This is a genomic window from Granulicella sp. L56, assembly GCF_009765835.1.
Lineage (GTDB): Bacteria > Acidobacteriota > Terriglobia > Terriglobales > Acidobacteriaceae > Edaphobacter.
Window position 1 is genome coordinate 2,184,404 of the sequence record NZ_LMUS01000006.1, and the last position, 18,467, is coordinate 2,202,870.

At 59.1% G+C, this 18,467-nt stretch carries 12 protein-coding genes; 1 reads left to right on the plus strand and 11 read right to left on the minus strand.

The window, feature by feature from the left end:
• The first annotated feature begins 66 nt into the window (after window positions 1-66).
• Window positions 67-3,816 (plus strand): TonB-dependent receptor, encoded by a 3,750-nt coding sequence (locus GSQ81_RS16875; protein ID WP_158911801.1) that lies wholly within the window; start codon window positions 67-69, stop codon window positions 3,814-3,816.
• 120 nt (window positions 3,817-3,936) lie between these two features.
• Here the strand turns inward: GSQ81_RS16875 and GSQ81_RS16880 are convergent, their stop codons facing one another.
• From GSQ81_RS16880 to GSQ81_RS16930, 11 genes are all read right to left on the minus strand, one after another.
• Complete coding sequence (locus tag GSQ81_RS16880; protein ID WP_158911802.1) at window positions 3,937-5,127, minus strand: glycoside hydrolase family 27 protein; 1,191 nt, start codon at window positions 5,125-5,127, stop codon at window positions 3,937-3,939.
• A gap of 136 nt (window positions 5,128-5,263) precedes the next feature.
• A complete protein-coding gene (locus tag GSQ81_RS16885) occupies window positions 5,264-5,767 on the minus strand; it encodes a GNAT family N-acetyltransferase (RefSeq protein WP_158911803.1) in 504 nt (167 codons plus the stop codon).
• A 36-nt stretch (window positions 5,768-5,803) separates the two neighbouring features.
• On the minus strand, window positions 5,804-6,079 hold the full coding sequence (locus GSQ81_RS16890) for a hypothetical protein (RefSeq protein WP_158911804.1): 276 nt from the start codon (window positions 6,077-6,079) through the stop codon (window positions 5,804-5,806).
• 144 nt (window positions 6,080-6,223) lie between these two features.
• The gene (gnd, locus tag GSQ81_RS16895) at window positions 6,224-7,684 is read right to left on the minus strand and encodes a decarboxylating NADP(+)-dependent phosphogluconate dehydrogenase (RefSeq protein ID WP_158911805.1); all 1,461 of its coding nucleotides are present in this window, start codon (window positions 7,682-7,684) and stop codon (window positions 6,224-6,226) included.
• A gap of 368 nt (window positions 7,685-8,052) precedes the next feature.
• Complete coding sequence (locus GSQ81_RS16900; protein WP_158911806.1) at window positions 8,053-10,842, minus strand: ComEC/Rec2 family competence protein; 2,790 nt, start codon at window positions 10,840-10,842, stop codon at window positions 8,053-8,055.
• Window positions 10,843-10,882: 40 nt separating this feature from the next.
• Window positions 10,883-12,184 carry a 23S rRNA (uracil(1939)-C(5))-methyltransferase RlmD gene (rlmD, locus tag GSQ81_RS16905; RefSeq protein WP_158911807.1) on the minus strand — a complete coding sequence of 434 codons (1,302 nt, stop codon included), beginning with the start codon at window positions 12,182-12,184 and terminating at the stop codon, window positions 10,883-10,885.
• A gap of 143 nt (window positions 12,185-12,327) precedes the next feature.
• Window positions 12,328-13,044 (minus strand): hypothetical protein, encoded by a 717-nt coding sequence (locus tag GSQ81_RS16910; RefSeq protein ID WP_158911808.1) that lies wholly within the window; start codon window positions 13,042-13,044, stop codon window positions 12,328-12,330.
• 12 nt (window positions 13,045-13,056) lie between these two features.
• Window positions 13,057-13,902 carry a type III pantothenate kinase gene (locus GSQ81_RS16915; protein WP_158911809.1) on the minus strand — a complete coding sequence of 282 codons (846 nt, stop codon included), beginning with the start codon at window positions 13,900-13,902 and terminating at the stop codon, window positions 13,057-13,059.
• Between the two features lie 15 nt (window positions 13,903-13,917).
• Complete coding sequence (locus GSQ81_RS16920; RefSeq protein WP_254060261.1) at window positions 13,918-14,706, minus strand: biotin--[acetyl-CoA-carboxylase] ligase; 789 nt, start codon at window positions 14,704-14,706, stop codon at window positions 13,918-13,920.
• A 7-nt stretch (window positions 14,707-14,713) separates the two neighbouring features.
• Window positions 14,714-15,598 carry a carboxylating nicotinate-nucleotide diphosphorylase gene (gene nadC, locus GSQ81_RS16925; RefSeq protein ID WP_158911811.1) on the minus strand — a complete coding sequence of 295 codons (885 nt, stop codon included), beginning with the start codon at window positions 15,596-15,598 and terminating at the stop codon, window positions 14,714-14,716.
• Between the two features lie 28 nt (window positions 15,599-15,626).
• Window positions 15,627-18,389, minus strand: a complete 2,763-nt coding sequence (locus GSQ81_RS16930; protein ID WP_158911812.1) for a valine--tRNA ligase — start codon at window positions 18,387-18,389, stop codon at window positions 15,627-15,629.
• Window positions 18,390-18,467: the final 78 nt, after the last annotated feature.

Here is an 18,467-nt window from a genome sequence, read left to right on the forward strand (position 1 = left end):
AATCGAAGCGCAATTCAAGACGTTGCGCACGATAACGTTTTCTCTTTTAAACTTTGTGAGGTAAAGATGACGTACAGTAACATCCGTTTCCAGCGCCCACCGGCGTCTTCGGGCAAGCACTCTGTCTTCCTGCTTGCTCTCATCGCCGCAGTCGCCCTGTTCTGCACCCTGCCGCTCCGCGCCCAACTCTCCGGCAAAGGAGAGATAAAAGGTGTTGTTACCGATCCTTCCGGCGCTGTTGTTCCCGGGGCTTCCGTCGTGGTCACCTCGACCACCAAGGGCACCAGGGTGACACGCACGTCGACCTCTTCGGGAGACTACGATATCTCCCCGCTCGATCCTGATATCTACACGATTGCCGTCACGGCGGCGGGCTTTCAGACGACCACGCAGGAGCATGTCAACGTCAATGCGCTCGAGATCTCGAACGTGAATATTGCGTTGTCCGTCGGCTCCGAGGCGCAGAGCGTCACCATCTCCGCCGCGCCTCCTGCTCTTGAAACCAGCAACGCCACTCTGGGCGCCACCATGGAGCAGTCGATGTATGCCGCGCTGCCCATTCAGATGGGCGCAGGCGGCAGCCCCGACCAGCGCCGAGCGACGGACTTTGCTGTCCTGATGCCCGGTGTTCAAGGCAATGAGACCAATGGCAATGCCACCACCAACACCGGCGTCGTCAATGGCTCCGGCAGCCGTGGCGCAGCGTCATCGGTGTACATCAACGGCATTCCATTTACGTCAGTCGCCGGTCAAGGCGATACCCGGTTCGTCTGGACTGCGATTTCAGTGGATGCTATCGACCAGTTTCAGGTCCAGACCTCAGGCTACTCGGCCATGTATGAAGGCATGGGCGTTCAGAACTACTCCACCAAGTCCGGCGGCAACAAGCTCCACGGATCGGTCTACGACTACTTCCGCAACACCGCTCTCGACAGTTGGGGCTTCTTCGCTCCGGCGCAGATCGATCCCACGAAGGGCTACGCAGTAAAGCCTCGCGAGAACATGAACGAGTACGGCGCTGTGCTGAGCGGCGCGATCAAGAAGGACAAGCTCTTCTTCTTCCTCAACTATGATGCCTACCGTTTTGCCCACGGCCCTCTGGCGGCATACCAGACGGTACCGACCCAGGCGGAATACAACGGAGATTTCAGCGATCAAGGCCTGAAGGTCTACGACCCGACTTCCACGGTCTGCAACTCTGCCGGTACTTCCTGCACCCGTACGCAATACGCCAACAACACCATTCCTCTGGCGAAGCAGTCGCAGGTCGCACAGCATCTGCAAAGCTTCTTCCCCAAGAACATCACCCTGCCCACCACGACCGGCAACAACTTTGTCGGCGGCTACAAATACGGTCTCTATAACTGGATGACCACTGACCGCGTGGACTGGGTCGTCAACTCGAAGAACACCGTTTCGCTCACCTTCGGCAAGGGCCGCCAGGCGACGACTGGCCCAGCCGTTCAGACGACCTCCGGCCGCAGCGTTCTTCCCTTTGCTCCCTACAACTACGGACAGGAATACGCCCCCAAGACCACGGTCTGGGTGTTACAGGACAACTACACGATTACCCCCAAGATGGTGAACCAGTTCAACTATGGCTTCGCCCGTTATAACGGCCCTACCTTCAATCCCAACAGCGGCGGAGACTTTGCCGCGACGGCGGCTGGCATCACCGGTCTTCCTACCGGTCAGGCGTCCAATGCCTTTCCGCTCGTCACCTTTTCAGGCAATGGCAGCAACCCCACCGGCTGGGCAGGCAGTGTGGCCAACACCGCCATCTCCAATGCCTATATCGCAACCGACAACCTTCAGTGGATGCTCGGCAAGCACACCCTCACCATCGGCGCTCAGATCGCATGGCTGCAGTATCAGTATCTGACCAACGCCACCGGTACCAGCCCCTTGACGCTGGCCAACACGGCATCTGAGACGCAGGGCTTCACCTGCACCGTCAAAAACGAGAATCCCTGTTCTCTCGCCCATTCCACGACCACGCTCGATACGACGGGCGGCTACTCGTACGCCAGCTTCCTTTCCGGGGCGGTCGATAGCCAGTCCCTGACCGACAACCTCGCTATCGTTGAGACCGGAGCGCGCTTCCGCCCCATCTCGCCCTATGTGCAGGATGACTGGAAAGTAAACTCCAGGCTGACTGTGAACATCGGCCTGCGGTATGACTTCTATCCGACCTATCGCGAAGCGAACGACAAGCTCTCCTTCTTCAACCCAACGGAGACCAATCCGCTCACCGGCAACAATGGCGCTTTGGAATTCGCCGGCTCAGCCGCTGGCGCCGCAAGCTGCCACTGCCACACGGGTGTCAACAACTACTTCAAGAACCTCGGGCCACGTCTCGGCTTCGCCTTCCAGAGCGATCCTAAGATGGTCTGGCGCGGAAGCTGGGGCGTGATGTACACCCACGGCAACGGCGTTGGCGGCTCTGCGACCTCCAGGTCTGGCAGCGGAACTCTTGGCTTCTCCGCCAGCCCCAAGACGGCTTACGTCAACGCAACCAACTACGATCCTTCCCAGCAGCTCGATGCTGGTTTCCAGGGTCTGACGCCACCGCCCGTTCTGCCTAACTATTCGTCCAGCTTCGGCACCGGCTACAGCACCGCCTTGAGCAATCCTTCAACGGCTCCGCAGTCTGTCGGCTACGGCGATCCTTACCTCGGAGCCCGTGCGCCTCAGTACATCAACTGGAGCTTCGGCTTCCAGCGGTCGTTCACTGACACCCTGACGCTGACCATGAGCTACGTCGGCTCGCAGGGACACTTTGAAGTCACCGATGGCAATAACGGCCGCGGCTACTGGATCAACCAGCTCGATCCCAAGTACCTCGGTCTCGGAGCCATCTTGAGCAACAAGGCCACCCCGGCAAACATTGCGGCGATGGAAGCTGAGGGCGTCACGCCGCAAAACGGTTACACCTCCTTCGATCCGAAGCAGTCGCTTTCGACCTTGCTCAAGCCGTTTCCCCAGTACAGCGTCTCCGACACGTATGGCAACATCGGAAACTCCAACTACAACGGTCTGCAGATCTCGCTCAACAAGCGCGTCTCCCACGGCCTTACCTTCATGGCCAACTACACCTGGTCGAGAGCGATCGACGACGGCGGCGTCTTCCGCTCCGGTTACGATATCCCGGCGCAGTTCTCCGGCGACGGCAAGTTCCACAAAGTCGATTCGATCGAACGCAACGTGTCCACCTCTAACCAACCGCAACACTTCGTTCTCACCGGCGTCTACGATCTTCCCTTTGGCAAGAACGGCTTCGGTGGTCAATACGCTGTGACGCGCGCTTTGCTCAGCAACTTCAAATTCTCCAGCATCGTCCAGATGTACTCCGGTTCGCCTTTGACGCTCACAGCATCTTCCTGCGGCACCAACGCTGCCAACGGAACCTGCCTGCCGAGCCTGGCTCCCGGCTTCTCCGGCTCGGTGATGCCGAATGGCAACTGGGGACATGGCGGAAACACGACGACGCTCGCGAAACTGCAGTTCATCAATCCGGCTGCTTTCATCACGACTCCTTCCACGGCAGCCAATCCTGTATTCAGCAACTCGCCTCGCACCGCTCCGTATAACCTCTACGGTCCCGGCAACTACAACGTGGACATCAGCCTCCGCCGCACCTTCGGTCTCGGCTTCGAGGGAGCACACCTGATGTTGGAAGCAGATCTGTACAACGTCACCAACCACACTCAGTTCGGCGGTATCGGAACCCAGTTTGGCAGCTCCACCTTCGGTACGGTCAGCACCCAGGCCAATACTTCACGCGATGCTCAATTGACGGCGCGCATCGAGTTCTAAAACACAGCCTGCCATCTTCGAGATCGGCAAGCTCACAACTTATCAAATGTAAGAAGGGTTGCCGCCTGCGATGAAGCAGACGGCAACCCTTTTTCTTTGCTCTAAAAACGCCGCAAGCTGCTACGGCATTACCTTGATCATCACGACTCCGTGGCTGGGAACTTCGGCCGAATAGCCACCGGTCTTCTGTCCTACATCCTTCTTCGCCCAGAGGTCGCGTACCGAAGCGCTCAGCGTATCGGGATAGCCGATGTCTGTCCACTTCACCGAGATCTTGGCCGAGGCAGCACTGCGATTCAGCAGCGCGACTGCACGCCCGCCATCGGCCAGTTGCTTCGACCAGATCTCCAGATCGCCGTCCTTCTTCACCCTGCGTCCCTGCTGTCCCAGAGTGTCCTGATCGATCGCGATGACCTCTTTGTTCAGCAGAATCTCCTTCGTGTCGGCGGACATGTGTTCGATGTCATTGCCCGCCAGCAGCGGAGCCGAAAACATTGCCCACATGCTGAAGTGCGCACGATTTTCCGTCGTCGTCAGGCCGTTGTTGCCTACCTCCAGCATGTCCGGATCGTTCCAGTGGCCGGGGCCTGCGTAGCTCTCGATCCCATCCATCAGGTCCAGAATCTGGACCACGCCATTGCCGCCCCAGGTCTTCTTGCAGTCCCAGCAATCCTGAATGTCGCCCGTAGACCGCCACATATTTCCAATAGACCCAGCCCAGAGCCACGGCTTCGTCGATCCCCACTCGCAGATGCTGAAGAGGATCGGTCTTCCTGAAGCCTTCAGCGCATCGCGCATCACCGTATACGACGCTTCGCTGTTCTGCCCCGGCACGGTATTGCACCAATCTTCCTTCAAGTAGTCCACGCCCCACTCCGCATACTGACGCGCATCCTGATACTCATGGCCAAGGCTGCCGGGACGGCCTCCGCAAGTCTTCATACCTGCATCCGTGTAGATTCCGAACTTCAAGCCCTTGGAGTGGACATAGTCTGCGACGGCCTTGATGCCGTTGGGAAACTTCTCCTTGTCCACGACGATGTTGCCCTCGGCGTCGCGGCCCGTCTGCCAGCAGTCGTCGATGATCACGTACTGATATCCGGCATCTTTCATCCCATTGCTGGCCATCGCATCGGCGGTCTCGCGAACGACGCCTTCGTTGATGCCCTTGCACGCATACTTGTTCCAGCTATTCCAACCCATCGGCGGCGTTCGCGCCAAACCGTTTTCCAGCGCGTTCCCAGCCGCTGGTACCAGCAGTACAAGCATCAGTAGCGAACATATCCAAACCCAACGCAGTGTTTTCATCATGTCTCCTTTTCAATTTTGCGAAGTTGTCCCTCCCTACTCGCAAATGCGCAAAAGAGCAGGAGAACGGAACGGCCAGAGATTTCCTGAACCGTCGCGCTAATTGTAATGTAACCATTTACATCCTGTGGAGCTGCGCCTAATTCAGCCGCTTTTCAAAGCAGATCACGCGCAGCCCCGGCCGAAACGACAAACTGATCTCCCCGGTCTTTTCATATCCCAGCTTGAGGAATAGTCTTTGCGCTGCCTCATTCTCCGCGCTCGTGTCTGTACGCACGGCCGGGATGCCACGCTCTGCTGCAACTTCTTCAGCCTTCTGCATCAGGGCCAGTGCCACCCCCGCACCGCGAAACTGTGGATCGACAGCAAGGCGATGCACCATCACTCCGGCTTCTTCGATATTCCAACCGGCGTGCCCATAGTCCGGTTCGTGGCCCGTCGTTAGCGAAACCATCCCTGCAAAGATGCCGTCGATCTCGGCCACCCAAAGCTGTCCCTGCTCAACATCATGCTCAAACACTGCGGCAGTCGGATAATTTTCATCCCACTGCAGATTTCCTGTCGCCCGCATCGATGGCACTATGCGTCGCAACAACTCGATGACCGCTGCAACATCCTCCTGCTCAGCCAACCGTATTCGCATGTTCTGGAGCATCCGATCGATAGGTATCAGTTAAAGTTACATAATACGAAAGCGTTCCCGCATTAACCGCTGAAATCGCGGCTTCCAGATCAGGTCGTATGCCAGCTCTTTTCCCGGAAACATGGCCAACGCGGCCTTCCTGCTGTCGCCGATCATCTGTGCGGCCTCATCTACCGTCAGTGACGCATCCTGCGCGATGACCTGCATGGTCATGTTCATCATCATCTGCAAGCGGCGGAGCAGCTTCTGTTCCTCGGCTCGTTCCGCAGCGCTGATTCTCGCAGCCACCTCACCCGTCTCGTTCAGCTCCATCGAGTAACCTCCGCCAAACACCAACCTATAGTTAGATATCCAAAACCCTCCCGCGGATTCCTGCCTCACTTCTTCTACAACGCGCACCAAAAAGATAAAGGCCAGAGGCAATTGCCTCTGGCCTTTATCCATCCTGCAAAATGACTAAGCGTTATAGGTCGAAGAGGCAACCCGGCCGCCGCGTCCGGTCCAGTTGGTGTGGAAGAACTCGCCGCGAGGCTTATCGACGCGCTCGTAGGTGTGAGCGCCGAAGAAGTCGCGCTGCGCCTGCAGCAGGTTCGCTGGCAGCCGCTCCGTTCTGTAGCCATCGTAGAACGCAAGCGCCGTCGAGAACGCAGGCATGGGCACGCCGATCTCGATTGCGTGAATGACAGCCTTCCGCCACGATGCGCCGTACTTGTTCAGCGCCGCCGAGAAGAAGTCGTCCATCAGCAGATTCTGCAGCTTCGGATTCTTGTCGAACGCCGCCTTGATGTCTCCCAGGAAGGCGCTGCGAATGATGCAGCCGCCGCGCCACATCAGCGCGATACCGCCCATATTGAGGTTCCAGTTCATCTCTTTTTCAGCAGCACGCAACAGCATGTAGCCCTGCGCGTAGCTGATCATCTTCGAGCAGTAAAGCGCCCGGCGAACGTCTTCGATGAACTGCGCCTTCTCCGAAACCGTCAGGGCCTTTTTCGGTCCGGTCAGCACCTTCGAAGCCGCAACGCGCTCGTCTTTGAGCGCCGAGAGACAACGTGCAAATACGCTCTCGCCGATCAACGTCACCGGCATGCCGAGGTCCAGCGCAGAGATGGCGGTCCACTTACCCGTGCCCTTCTGTCCCGCCGTATCCAGAATCTTGTCGACCATCGGCTGGCCATCGTCGTCCTTCTTGGCAAAGATCGTCGCCGAAATCTCAATCAGGAAGCTGTCCAGCTCGCCCTTGTTCCATTCGTTGAAGACCTCGGCAAATTCATCGGCGGTCAGGCCGAGCCCGTCCTTCAGCAACTGATAGGCCTCGCAGATCAACTGCATATCGCCATACTCAATGCCGTTGTGGACCATCTTGACGTAGTGGCCCGCACCGTCTTCGCCCACCCAGTCGCAGCAGGGAGTGCCGTCTTCCACCTTTGCCGCGATGGCCTGAAAGATCTCCTTCACATGGGGCCATGCTTCCTTGTTGCCGCCCGGCATAATCGACGGGCCGAACCGCGCACCCTCTTCGCCGCCGCTTACTCCGGTGCCGATAAACAGAATTCCCTTGGCTGCAAGGTCCTTGGTGCGGCGGTTGGAGTCGGTGAACAGCGAGTTGCCGCCGTCAATAATGATGTCGCCCTTTTCGAGGTGCGGCAGCACCTGCTCGATCGTCTGGTCGACGACGTCGCCCGCCTTCACCATAATCATGACGCGGCGCGGCGTCTTCAGCAGCTTGCACATCTCTTCTACCGAGTGCGCTCCAACCACCTCGGTACCCTTCGCCTCGTGGTTGATGAACTCATCGACTTTAGAGACCGTCCGATTGAACACGGCGACCTTGTATCCGTGGTCGTTCATGTTCAGTACAAGGTTCTGGCCCATAACAGCCAGACCAATCAATCCAATATCACAAGTTGCTTCTGCCATTTCCTTTTCCTTCTCCAATGCGATGCGTCTCAGCGCACCGCTCAATGTGCGTTTATTTTTGTCGGCCCATTATCGTCGTGGAAACTGGTCCGCATCCAAAGCGATCCGTCATACGCATCGCTAAATGTGTATCTGTCTTTGTCGGCCCATATCGTCGCGGAAAGTGGTCCTGCCAAGGTGTCTTTTTATCATATGGAAGCAACGATAGGATAGACCCGCTGCACAGAATTGACGCTTAGATCAAACGCATTCCAGTATGTGCTTATTTTGCTTGAAAGGAAGGGTTCCCTTATTTGCTTTTGTTCCTGTCTGTTATTGAAATCATGTAAACGATATCAATAGGGATTGCTTCTTTTTTCAAGGCACAGTCATTCATCTCCCGCACCTAATACCTCGCGAATTCCACCGTCGCGCCCCAGAAAAAATGTAGTCAGTCCAAACTCGTCCGTCCGGTAAAGCCGCGTATGCGCCGCCGCAATTCGGTCGATGACCTCGACGCGAGGATGCCCGAAGGTATTCCCCTTGCCCACTGAGATCACCGCATCCTTTGGAGCAGCCTGCGCAAAAAACTCCGGCGTCGTCGAGCTATTGCTGCCATGGTGCCCCACCTTCAGCAGCGTCACTGGCCGCATCTTTCTATCCGCCATCATCGCCTGCTCGCTCGGAGCCTCGGCGTCTCCCTCCAGCAGTACCGAAGCCTTGCCATACTGCATCCGCATCACCAGTGAGTCATCGTTCACCGGAGAGCCTTCGTTCCTGTACCCAGGCTCGGGTGCCAGCATCGAAATCTCCGTTCCACCCCACGCCAGATCCTCTCCTGCATGAAAGTGCTTCACCACCACCCCCAACGCTTTGGCCTCCGCCAGCAACTCACGGTAAGCCTCTGAATCCGGATCGATCCCCACCCACAGCTCCCTCGGCCTGAAGTCCCGCAACACCGCGGGCATCCCGCCCATGTGGTCGCTATGCGCATGGCTCAGAGCCACCACATCCAGCCGCCGAATCCGCCGCGACCACAGGTACGGAGCGACTACCTCCTCTCCGATATCAAACCCACTGCTCGCCGCCGCAGCCTCGGAGGGCCCACCTACCGGCCCACCCGCATCGACGAGCATCGCCTTGCCCTCTGGGCTTACCACAAGCAGCGAATCTCCCTGGCCTACATCGATCGCCGTTACCTCCAGCGTTCCCGGTGAGGTCACCGGCCGCTCCGGCCACAACACCATCACCGCAATCAGCGGTAGTACAGCTACGGCCACCCAGCTCCACGCCCGCGATCGCCTCACCGCCCAGCAGCAGAATCCCCATCCCACTACTGCAAGCAAGACTACCCACCAGACTGGCCCAGGAACTCGCATATCCGCTGCTCGAATCTGACTCACGCGCCCAATCCCATTCGTGATCCCGTGCAGCAACAACGCCGTCGCCGCTCCGGGCAACATCGCCAGCACCGGGCTTACCAGCATCGCGCAAAATGTCACCACCGCCATGGGAGCCAGCACCGTTACCAGCGGCACGCTTAACATATTCGCAGGCAGCGCAAACACGGTGGCCCGATGAAAGTAAACCGCCATCGGCAGCGCCATCACCAGCTCTACGACCACCCCAATCAACACCAGCTCCAGAGCCCAGAATCCGCACCGCCCTGCCATTGCCGGAACGCCTCGCGCCCACCGTCCCAGCAGCTCCGCAAACGCCTCGCCCCAAACTCGCAACATGACCCGAAACTGCGCCACCTCGGGCCGCAGCCGCACATCCTCCCACTCATCCCGGATATGTCGCGCCGCTCGCGCATATTCCGCAGGGCCTCGCTCCCACAGCGGAACGGCGATTCCTCCAATCGCCATAATGGCAAGAAACGTCATCTGAAAGCTGGCCTCAAACAGACTCCCGGGCGACCATACCAGCACCCCCAGCGCCGCCGCGCCCAGTGCATTCAGCACATTTCTGTCCCGTGACAACAAGCGAGCCACCAGAAAGATTGCCACCATCCACAAGGCTCGCTGCACTGGAACCCCAAACCCGGTTAGCAGCGCATACCCTGCCGTCAACGCAATCGTCAGCAGCGTAGCCAGCCACTCGCTCAGCCTAAGCCGCCGCGTTACCCAGAACACCAGCCCTGCCAGCAACGCCACATGCATTCCCGAGACCACGAACAGATGGAACGATCCCGTCCGCTCAAACCCCAGTCGCAGCGCACGATTCAACCCCGTGCGGTCGCCGAAGAGCATAGCATTCAACATTCCCGCATCGTCTGCGCCCAACCGCAGCGCCTGTGGCATTCCACGGTTCGCTCCCGACCTTACATATCCCGAGATTCGGTCCGATGCCCAGCTCTGCGCCGCGTACACTCTGCACTGCAGGTCGCGCGCGCCTTCGCCCAGCATCGTCACCTTGCTGGCCTTGACCGTTGCGTGAAAGCCCAGCCCCTGCGCCAGCAGATAGTCCGCATACTGCCACGCGCCCGGATCGCGATACCGCTCCGGTATCTTCAGCCGCATCGGCCCTTCGATCACGTCCCCACACCGCAAAACATCGGGTGCCCCACGTCCGGATTCTCGGACGTGGGTTTGCATCGATCCAATCGTGGCCCTATCCATCAGCACCGTAACTCGGACCCCGCCCGGCACCGGAACCATCCGCGATATATCCGGGGTCAGGTATTCCACATCCTCCACTTGCAGGTCGACGGAGACAGCATCGGCGGCATCCGGCTCTTTCTCCAGCCACCACGCAGGATCGTTGTCCTGATCGACGGCCTTCTGACGCGGCGGCAGTTCTCGCACCCTGATCACGCGCCCCCGAACCTGTCTGCTTAATCCATCCGCATAACTCTGCAAGATCGTCTGCGGCACTGGCGACGGCTGCACCTCGGCACACCACATCCCCACCACCATCCAAACCGCGGCCAAAGGCAGAATTGCAGTTCGAAGCGACCACCGAAGTCCGACGAGAACTAATCCGGCCAAGACCACCAAAGCGATCAGCAGCACGATCGCAGGCTGCCGGTTGTGGGCCATCATCTCGCCCACGGCAAACCAGGCCGCCGCAGCCAGCAGAGGAGCGCGCCCAAACCGCAGCCGCTCCGTCCCTGCCTCTCTCCAAAGCTTCGGATTAGGCCGGCAGCTCGATTTGTCAGCTTTTAATGCTCTGTTCACTGACCGTATCTACCGTTCCTTTTGCCGCGTCTCTACTGCGTTACGGACAGTCGAGTACCACCACTGTCTCCTGATGAAACGTTTGCGGAAACATATCGACCATATGTAACTCTTTAATTTGGTAGCCGAAGTCTACCAGAGCCTTCAAATCCCGCGCCAAAGTTACCGGATCGCACGAGACATAGACGATCTCCTTCGCGGCGACACGTCCCAACAGCGTGCAAACTTCCGCTCCCACCCCGGCTCTCGGAGGGTCCATCACCACCAGCTCGGGTCTTTCCCGCTGCACCACCGCGCCGCGCAGAAACTCCACCGTCGTAGCCGCAACGGCGCGTCTGCCATCGCCTTTGAAGGTCTTTATGAGATCGTCCGCCGCAGCCTCTACCGCAACAACCTCCCCGAAACTCGTCTTCAGCGCTCGCGAAAACAATCCCACTCCGGCGTATAGATCCCATGCCAGCGCCCCTTGACGGCCTGACGTAACCATCCGCACCAGATCATCTACCAGGAAGCGGTTCACCTGAAAGAAGCCGCCGCGGCTTACCCAATACTTTTCTCCAGCCACCGCATAACTCAGTCCTTCGGCTCCCCAGGACGCAATGACTCGCGGACGTTCGGCTCTCCGCGAGCCTTCTGCATGCAGCATCGACGCTCCTGCTCCCACCAACTCCGGCAGCAGCTCTTGCAGCCGCTCGCAGAAGGCATCGAATCCCGCAACGCGATGCTGCGTGAACACGGTCATCTGCAAGGCGCTCTCGTCTTGCGTGGTAAAAAATTCAACCTCTGTGATCTTCTCCATCCACCGCGCCGCATCGGAGGTCTCGGCCAACTCCAACAATGCCTCTGCCGCTCGCCACAATATTGGCGCGGCAATCGGGCACATTTCTATTGGCAAAAAATCATTCGATCCGCGCCGCAGATATCCCACACGCAGCACACCGTCTACCTTCGCAACGCGTAGCCGTATGCGGTTGCGATAGTGCCACGGCTCGCCCGCATGAACCTCGACCTCGGGCAACTTCACCAGACCGGCGCGCTCCAGCGTCTCCCGCAAAATCTCCATCTTGATCTCAAGTTGAGCTTTGTAGTTTGCATGTTGATAGTGGCACCCACCGCACTCCCCAAAGTGCGCGCACTTCGGCTTCACCCGGTCGCTCGAAGCCTCAATAACCTGCACCAGTTCGGCATTTATGATTCCAGCCTTGCTCTCGGTTGCACTGGCCTCCACCAGCTCTCCCGGCAGCGTAAACGGAACAAACACAGCCCTCCCCGTACCCTCACCTTCAGCCTGATGAGCCAACCCGGCCCCACCATATACCGCTTTTTCAATTCGTAACATCATTCGTTACTTTCATTTTTCTTCTATATAAATCGTTACTCCAATAAGAACGCCGCTTTGGCCATTGCAGCATGGACAAACTACACTGCCGTTGTCTGTTCCTGATCGGTGTCATCGGTGCAGATCGGTGTTAAGCTTTCCCACCTTCATCCATGGCTCATATAAAAGAGGCTCAACCTCGGCAGCTTCCGTGCCTCTAGCATTCGCTTCTGCAAGAACTGCTGCTGCACCTGCTTGATCTGCACCGCCTGCATCTTTCCCTTGTACGGCGAAAGCTCGCGTGCAGCCTGCTCCCTCAACGCTACCAGCTCCTCTTCAGGGGCAGCGGTCAACAGAGCCGCAAACAGCTTCTCTTCGAGCACGGTCAAGGTCCGGTCAAGCTCCTCGAGCGACATCACAGGTTCAGCAACTAACCCCAGGGCCAGCGCCCGCAACCGGCCTGCAACCTCCGCTGCCACTGCATCCGCCGGAGCACTCAGCGCGGCGGCCTCTACAACAGCCGCATTCGCCTCCAGATACCGCCCCACCCGCTCTGTCTCAAAGCCGCTCTCCGTCGTCTCTGCGCTTGCGGTGGATGCAGTTCCAATCGCAGCCTCGCGCGCCTGCTCGACGGCCTCCATCACACTCTGCGCACACCACGCCAAGCCATTCACCTTGCGCGCTCTGCCAGTGGCTCGCAGTGCTTTGGCGTCATGTTTATCAAACGCGTTATCGATGCCGCGCAGCACTGCCTCCAGAGGAATGCCCGCCTCGCGCCACGTCTCAATCAGCGCCCAGTCGAGCGTAGACAGCATCAGCAGCGATCCGCGCCGCTGCTGAAACCGCTGCTCGATCTCCGTAAAGTAATTGAAGTAATTCTGCATCTATCCTTGCATCTACCCTTGCGGCTGCTTGTTCTCCGGCAACGTCCCACGCTTCTTATGCCGATCGAGATTGCGTTCATAGACGATGCGCAGCCCAGTCAGTGTCAGCATCTCATCCACTGCGCCGATGTACTTCGATCCCTCGGCGATCAGCGTGGCCAAGCCACCCGTGGCGACGGTCTTCGTCTCCGGCCCCAGTTCTGCAATCATCCGTTCCAGAATGCCATCCACCAGCCCGATATAGCCGTAGTACAAGCCGATCTGAATGTTATCGACCGTCCCGGTGCCGATGATCTTTGCGGGCTTCTTGACGCTGATGCGGGGAAGCCGCGCCGCTCGCGAAAACAGCGCGTCTGCAGAGATGCCGAGGCCCGGTGCAATTGCGCCTCCCATAAACTCGCCCTTCTTCGAGATCACATCGAACGTGGTTGCTGTGCCCATGTCGACCACGATCGTCGGGCCACCAAACCGCTCGAAGGCCGCAACGCAATTCACGATGCGGTCCGCTCCCACCTCGGTCGGATTGTCCGTCAGCACCGGCAGCCCGGTCTTCACTCCCGGCTCAATGAAGACCGGCTTCACCTGAAAGTACGTCTCGCAGGTCTGCCGCAGCGTCGAGTCCAGCGGAGGCACGACCGACGAGATGACAATCCCATCTACTACTCCAATCTCCAGGTCTTTCAGCCCAAACAAATTCCGCAGCAGCATGGCGAACTCATCCACCGTCAGCTTGGTGGAAGTGGTGATTCTCCAGTTCGCAACCAGCTCCGTCGCCACAGCGTCAGGAGCGCTCCCATCCGCCAGCCGGTACAGCCCCAGCACCGTATTCGTATTGCCGACATCCATCACTAATAGCATCGCAATCTCGCCTCGTTACCCTTCCCGAACCCCGCCCGAGAGCACGGTGTGCATCGTGCCGTCGTCCCCGTCTACGAGCAAAAATCCGCGCGGATCCAGCCCATTCGTCACGCCAGTATAGCCGCCGCCTTCTTCTACCTTAACCCGCTTGCCGCGCACCCAGCTCGAAGCTTCGGTAAACCGCTCCAGCAGGCCAGCTCCGGCAATCTCACCACGATGCTCCTGCACCAGCAGCGAAATCTCTTGATCCAGTGCCCGCAGCAAGGCGCCTAAAAGAACCTCGCGCGAAACTTTGCCGCGACTCTCCATCCGCAGGGAAGTTGCCAGTGCCTCCAACTCGGCTGGAAAGCCAGCGTGGTTTACATTGATGCCGATGCCAATCACTGCATACCGCAGCATGGCTCCATCGACCGCTGTCTCAACCAGGATGCCCCCGCACTTCCGCCGATGCAGCAGCAGATCATTTGGCCACCTGATATCCACTACTTGTCCAGTTACTTCGCGAATCGCTGCCCGAGCAGCCAGCCCTGTAGCCAATGAGAGCCATAGCGCCATGGTCATTGGAAGCGTTGGCGCGACCAGAGCGCTGACGTAAAGTCCCTCTCCCGCTGCGGAATGCCAGCCATGTCCACCGCGACCGCGGCCAGCGGTCTGCTCCTCGGCGACCCATACGCCCACTCGTGCCCCGGCCTGCGCGGCCTCCAACGCCAATGCATTGGTCGAGCCGACTGACGCGAAGTGCTGCACCCGTCCAGCGAATGCTGTTCCTGCAATCTCCGTGTCCAGCGCGGCTAAATCGAACACGCTGCCCTCAGTAGACATCTGCTGTAATCTTCATGCTCAGATCGACCGCGACCGCCGAGTGGGTCAGCGCTCCTACCGAAATAAAATCCACGCCAGCCAAAGCGTAATCGCGGACCGTCTTCAGATTCATATTGCCGGAGGCTTCGATTGGAGCGTTTGGTAGAGATTTTCGAATCTGTTTGACTGCCTTCTTCACAATCGCTGGCTTCATATTATCCAGCAGAATCGATTCGGCTCCCCCCGCGATGGCCTGTTCCAATTCAAGCTGGCTGCGCACCTCGACCTGCACAATCTGTCCAGCCTTCCGGCCTTTCAGAGCGCGCTCCAGCACAATGGGAAGGCCGCCGCCCAGCGAGATGTGATTGTTCTTGATGAGAATGCCATCCTGCAAATCCAGTCGGTGGTTCACGCCGCCGCCGCAGCAGACGGCGTATTTGTCGAGCGCGCGCAGACCGGGGATGGTCTTTCTCGTGTCCAGGATCTTGGCCTTTGTCCCTGCGATGGACTTCACGAACTGGTTGGTCAGCGTGGCGATGCCGCTCATGCGCTGCATCAGGTTCAGGGTGACGCGTTCGCAGGAGAGAATCGCCGAAGCGTTGTGGCGAATCACCGCCAGCGACTGACCCTTCTTCACCTTCACGCCGTCGAAGATCTCGGGATGGCTTATCACCTCGAAGCGTCCCAACGGCGTGGTCGACATCTTGGAGAAGATATCGAGGATCACCGGAATGCAGCCCAGCCCCGAGACGATGCAGTCCTCGCGAGCGATGATGGTGCCGGAGGCGCGCAGGCCTTTGTCGATGGTCAGTGCCGTGGTGACATCGTTGGCGACCTTGTCTTCTGCCAGTGCCGCTTCGAGAATTGTGCGAATCCGCTTGCTCTTCCAGTCCATTCTCTAATCCTATTCCCGCTTCACCGAATCAGTTCGGCAAAGCCTCCAGCGCAGACTTCGCCTTGTCATGCAGCATCTTCGTCTCTGCCGCCTGCTTTCGCAACCCATCGACGATATGTGCCGGAGCCTTGGCCATAAATGCCTCGTTGCCCAACTGCCGCTCGGCTGCCGTCAACCCCTTCTCGAACTTGGCGAGGTCTTTGGTCAGGCGCTCGCGCTCGGCAGCCACATCGATCTGCCGCTCGTAGACGACAGCTACATCGAAGCTGGCAGTCGAACGTGTATTCCCGCCCGTCAGCGGCCCATCGGCAAACTCGACTGAAGCCACACGAGCCAGCCGCGCCAGCATATCGGCATTCGCGTCGGCCAGCGCCAGAATGCGGTTATCCGCATGAAGGACAATCGGCGCTGCTTCTTTCTCAGGGACGCCAAGCTCCCTGCGCAGGCCGCGCACCGTGACGATCAGCTCCTGCAGCGTATTCATCGTAGTAACCGAAGCCTCATCTGCAGGGAAGTCACTCGCCTTCGGATAGCGCGTTAGTGCAATCGACTTTGCCGGAGCCTTGCCTTCATAGAGCGCGTGCCAAAGCTCTTCAGTGAGGAAGGGCATGAACGGACTCAGCAATCGCAGCGCCGCTTCAAACACGCCGACCAGCGAGGCCAGCGAAACCGCCGTCGCCGCGTTCTTCTCCGTGCCCTCGCCAAACTCCAGCCGCAGCTTGACCAGTTCCAGATACCAGTCGCAGAACTCTCCCCAGAAGAACTGATAGACAGCCGCCGCCGCCTCGTCGAAGCGGTAGTCGGCCAGAGCACGGTCTACCTCCGCGCTGACTGCGCTGAGGCGTCCGAAGATCCAGCGCGTCTCGAGCGGCGTCTCCTCGGGCAACTCCGTCACCGCGCCGCCAGCGGGGAGCATGGACATGCTGTACCCGGCTTCCTTCGCTCGTTCTACCTGCATAAAGAGGAAGCGCGCCGCATTCCAAATCTTGTTGGCGAAGGCGCGATAGCCGTCGGTGCGCTCTTCGCTGAAGGCGATGTCGGTGCCGGGGCTGGCCATGCTGGCAAGCGTGAACCGCACCGCATCCGTGCCGTATTTTTTTACGACCTCGATGGGGTCGATGACGTTGCCCTTGGTCTTCGACATCTTCTGCCGCTCGGCATCGCGCACCAGCGCGTGGATGTAGACCTCGCGGAAGGGCACGGCATTCTCCAGCGTCCGTGCCGACCCGTCAGGCATAGGCACATCCAGCATGAAGTGGCAGCTCAACATAATCATGCGAGCCACCCAGAAGAAGAGAATATCGAAGCCAGTCACCAGCAACTGCGTCGGATAAAACGCTGCCAGATCAGGCGTCTTCTCCGGCCAGCCGAAGACGGTGAAGGGAAGCAGCCCGCTCGAGAACCATGTGTCGAGAACGTCGGTCTCCTGCACGATCTCGGCGGAGTTACAGTGCTGGCACTTCAGCGGCGTATCGCGCGCAACGGTGGTCTCGCCGCAGGCGGCGCAGTGCCATGCCGGAATGCGGTGGCCCCACCACAACTGGCGCGAGATGCACCAGTCATGGATGTTCTTCATCCACTCGTCGTAGGTCTTGCGGTACTGGTCGGGCGTGAACTTGATGTAACCCTTGTCGACGGCCTCAATCGCTTTGTCGGCCAGTGGCTGAATCTTGACGAACCACTGCTGCGAAAGCCGCGGCTCGATGACGACGCCGGTGCGCTGACTGAGGCCGATGGAGAGGGTATGGTCTTTTACGTCAACCAGAAGACCCATCTCCTTCAAGTCTTCAACAATCTTCGTCCGCGCAGCATAGCGGTCCAGCCCGTGATACGCCGAACCCGGCAGCAGTACATGCGCCGTCTCATCGAGGATGGTGAGGTTCGGCAGGCCGTGGCGCTGGCCGATGGCGAAGTCGTTGGGATCATGTGCGGGAGTTACCTTGACCGCGCCAGTGCCAAACTCCGGCTTGGCCCAGTCGTCTGCCAGAATCGGAATCTCGCGGTTCGCGCCGCCATTCACGCCGCTCAACGGCAGGCGAACCATCTTGCCTTGCAGTGCGAGGTAGCGCTCGTCGGTGGGGTTCACCGCAACCGCGGTGTCGCCCAGCATGGTCTCCGGTCGCGTGGTGGCCACCACAATTGACCCCGACCCATCCGCCAGTGGATAGCGGATGTGATAGATCTTGCCGAGCCGCTCTTCGTGCTCTACCTCAAGATCGCTGACCGCAGTCTGAATCGCCGGGTCCCAGTTGACGATGTAGGCCCCGCGATAGATCAGCCCCTGCTCATGCAGCCGAACGAATGCTTCCTTGACGGCGACGCTGAGGCGGTCGTCCATGGTGAAGTACTCGCGGCTCCAGTCCACGCTGGCGCCGAGGCGCTTCATCTGGTCGAGGATGGCTCCGCCATAAACGCACTTCCACTCCCATACGCGTTGGACAAAAGCCTCGCGCCCAAGCTCCTGCCGCTTCTTTCCTTCAGAGGCGAGCTGCCTTTCCACCATCATCTGGGTGGCGATTCCGGCGTGGTCGGTACCGGGAACCCACATGGCCACTTCGCCGGACATGCGGTGCCAGCGGGTGAGGATGTCCATCTCCGTCTGGTTGAGCATGTGGCCCATGTGCAGCCGTCCGGTGACGTTGGGCGGAGGCAGCAGCATGGTGAACTTCTTGACGCCCTCCTGCGTACCCTCAGAGGTGGCGACGTCGAAGAGGCGCTCGCGCACCCAGTACTCGGCCCAGCGCTCTTCAATAATGGACGGATCGTATGCTTTCGGCAGTTCGTGGCTCATGTTCTTTAAGCCTAGCATCGACCGCAGGTCGCACCGCACCGCATCAACCTTTGCAGAGGCCGCAAATGCCTGTCCTGT

Bases quoted from the DNA above. Each gene is read 5' to 3' on its own strand.
- GSQ81_RS16875 (WP_158911801.1), top strand. From the start codon at position 67: ATGACGTACAGTAACATCCGTTTCCAGCGCCCACCGGCGTCTTCGGGC.
- GSQ81_RS16915 (WP_158911809.1), bottom strand. From the start codon at position 13,902: ATGCTATTAGTGATGGATGTCGGCAATACGAATACGGTGCTGGGGCTG.
- rlmD (WP_158911807.1), bottom strand. From the start codon at position 12,184: ATGATGTTACGAATTGAAAAAGCGGTATATGGTGGGGCCGGGTTGGCT.
- GSQ81_RS16930 (WP_158911812.1), bottom strand. From the start codon at position 18,389: ATGAGCCACGAACTGCCGAAAGCATACGATCCGTCCATTATTGAAGAG.
- GSQ81_RS16890 (WP_158911804.1), bottom strand. From the start codon at position 6,079: ATGGAGCTGAACGAGACGGGTGAGGTGGCTGCGAGAATCAGCGCTGCG.
- nadC (WP_158911811.1), bottom strand. From the start codon at position 15,598: ATGGACTGGAAGAGCAAGCGGATTCGCACAATTCTCGAAGCGGCACTG.
- GSQ81_RS16910 (WP_158911808.1), bottom strand. From the start codon at position 13,044: ATGCAGAATTACTTCAATTACTTTACGGAGATCGAGCAGCGGTTTCAG.
- gnd (WP_158911805.1), bottom strand. From the start codon at position 7,684: ATGGCAGAAGCAACTTGTGATATTGGATTGATTGGTCTGGCTGTTATG.
- GSQ81_RS16880 (WP_158911802.1), bottom strand. From the start codon at position 5,127: ATGATGAAAACACTGCGTTGGGTTTGGATATGTTCGCTACTGATGCTT.
- GSQ81_RS16885 (WP_158911803.1), bottom strand. From the start codon at position 5,767: ATGCGAATACGGTTGGCTGAGCAGGAGGATGTTGCAGCGGTCATCGAG.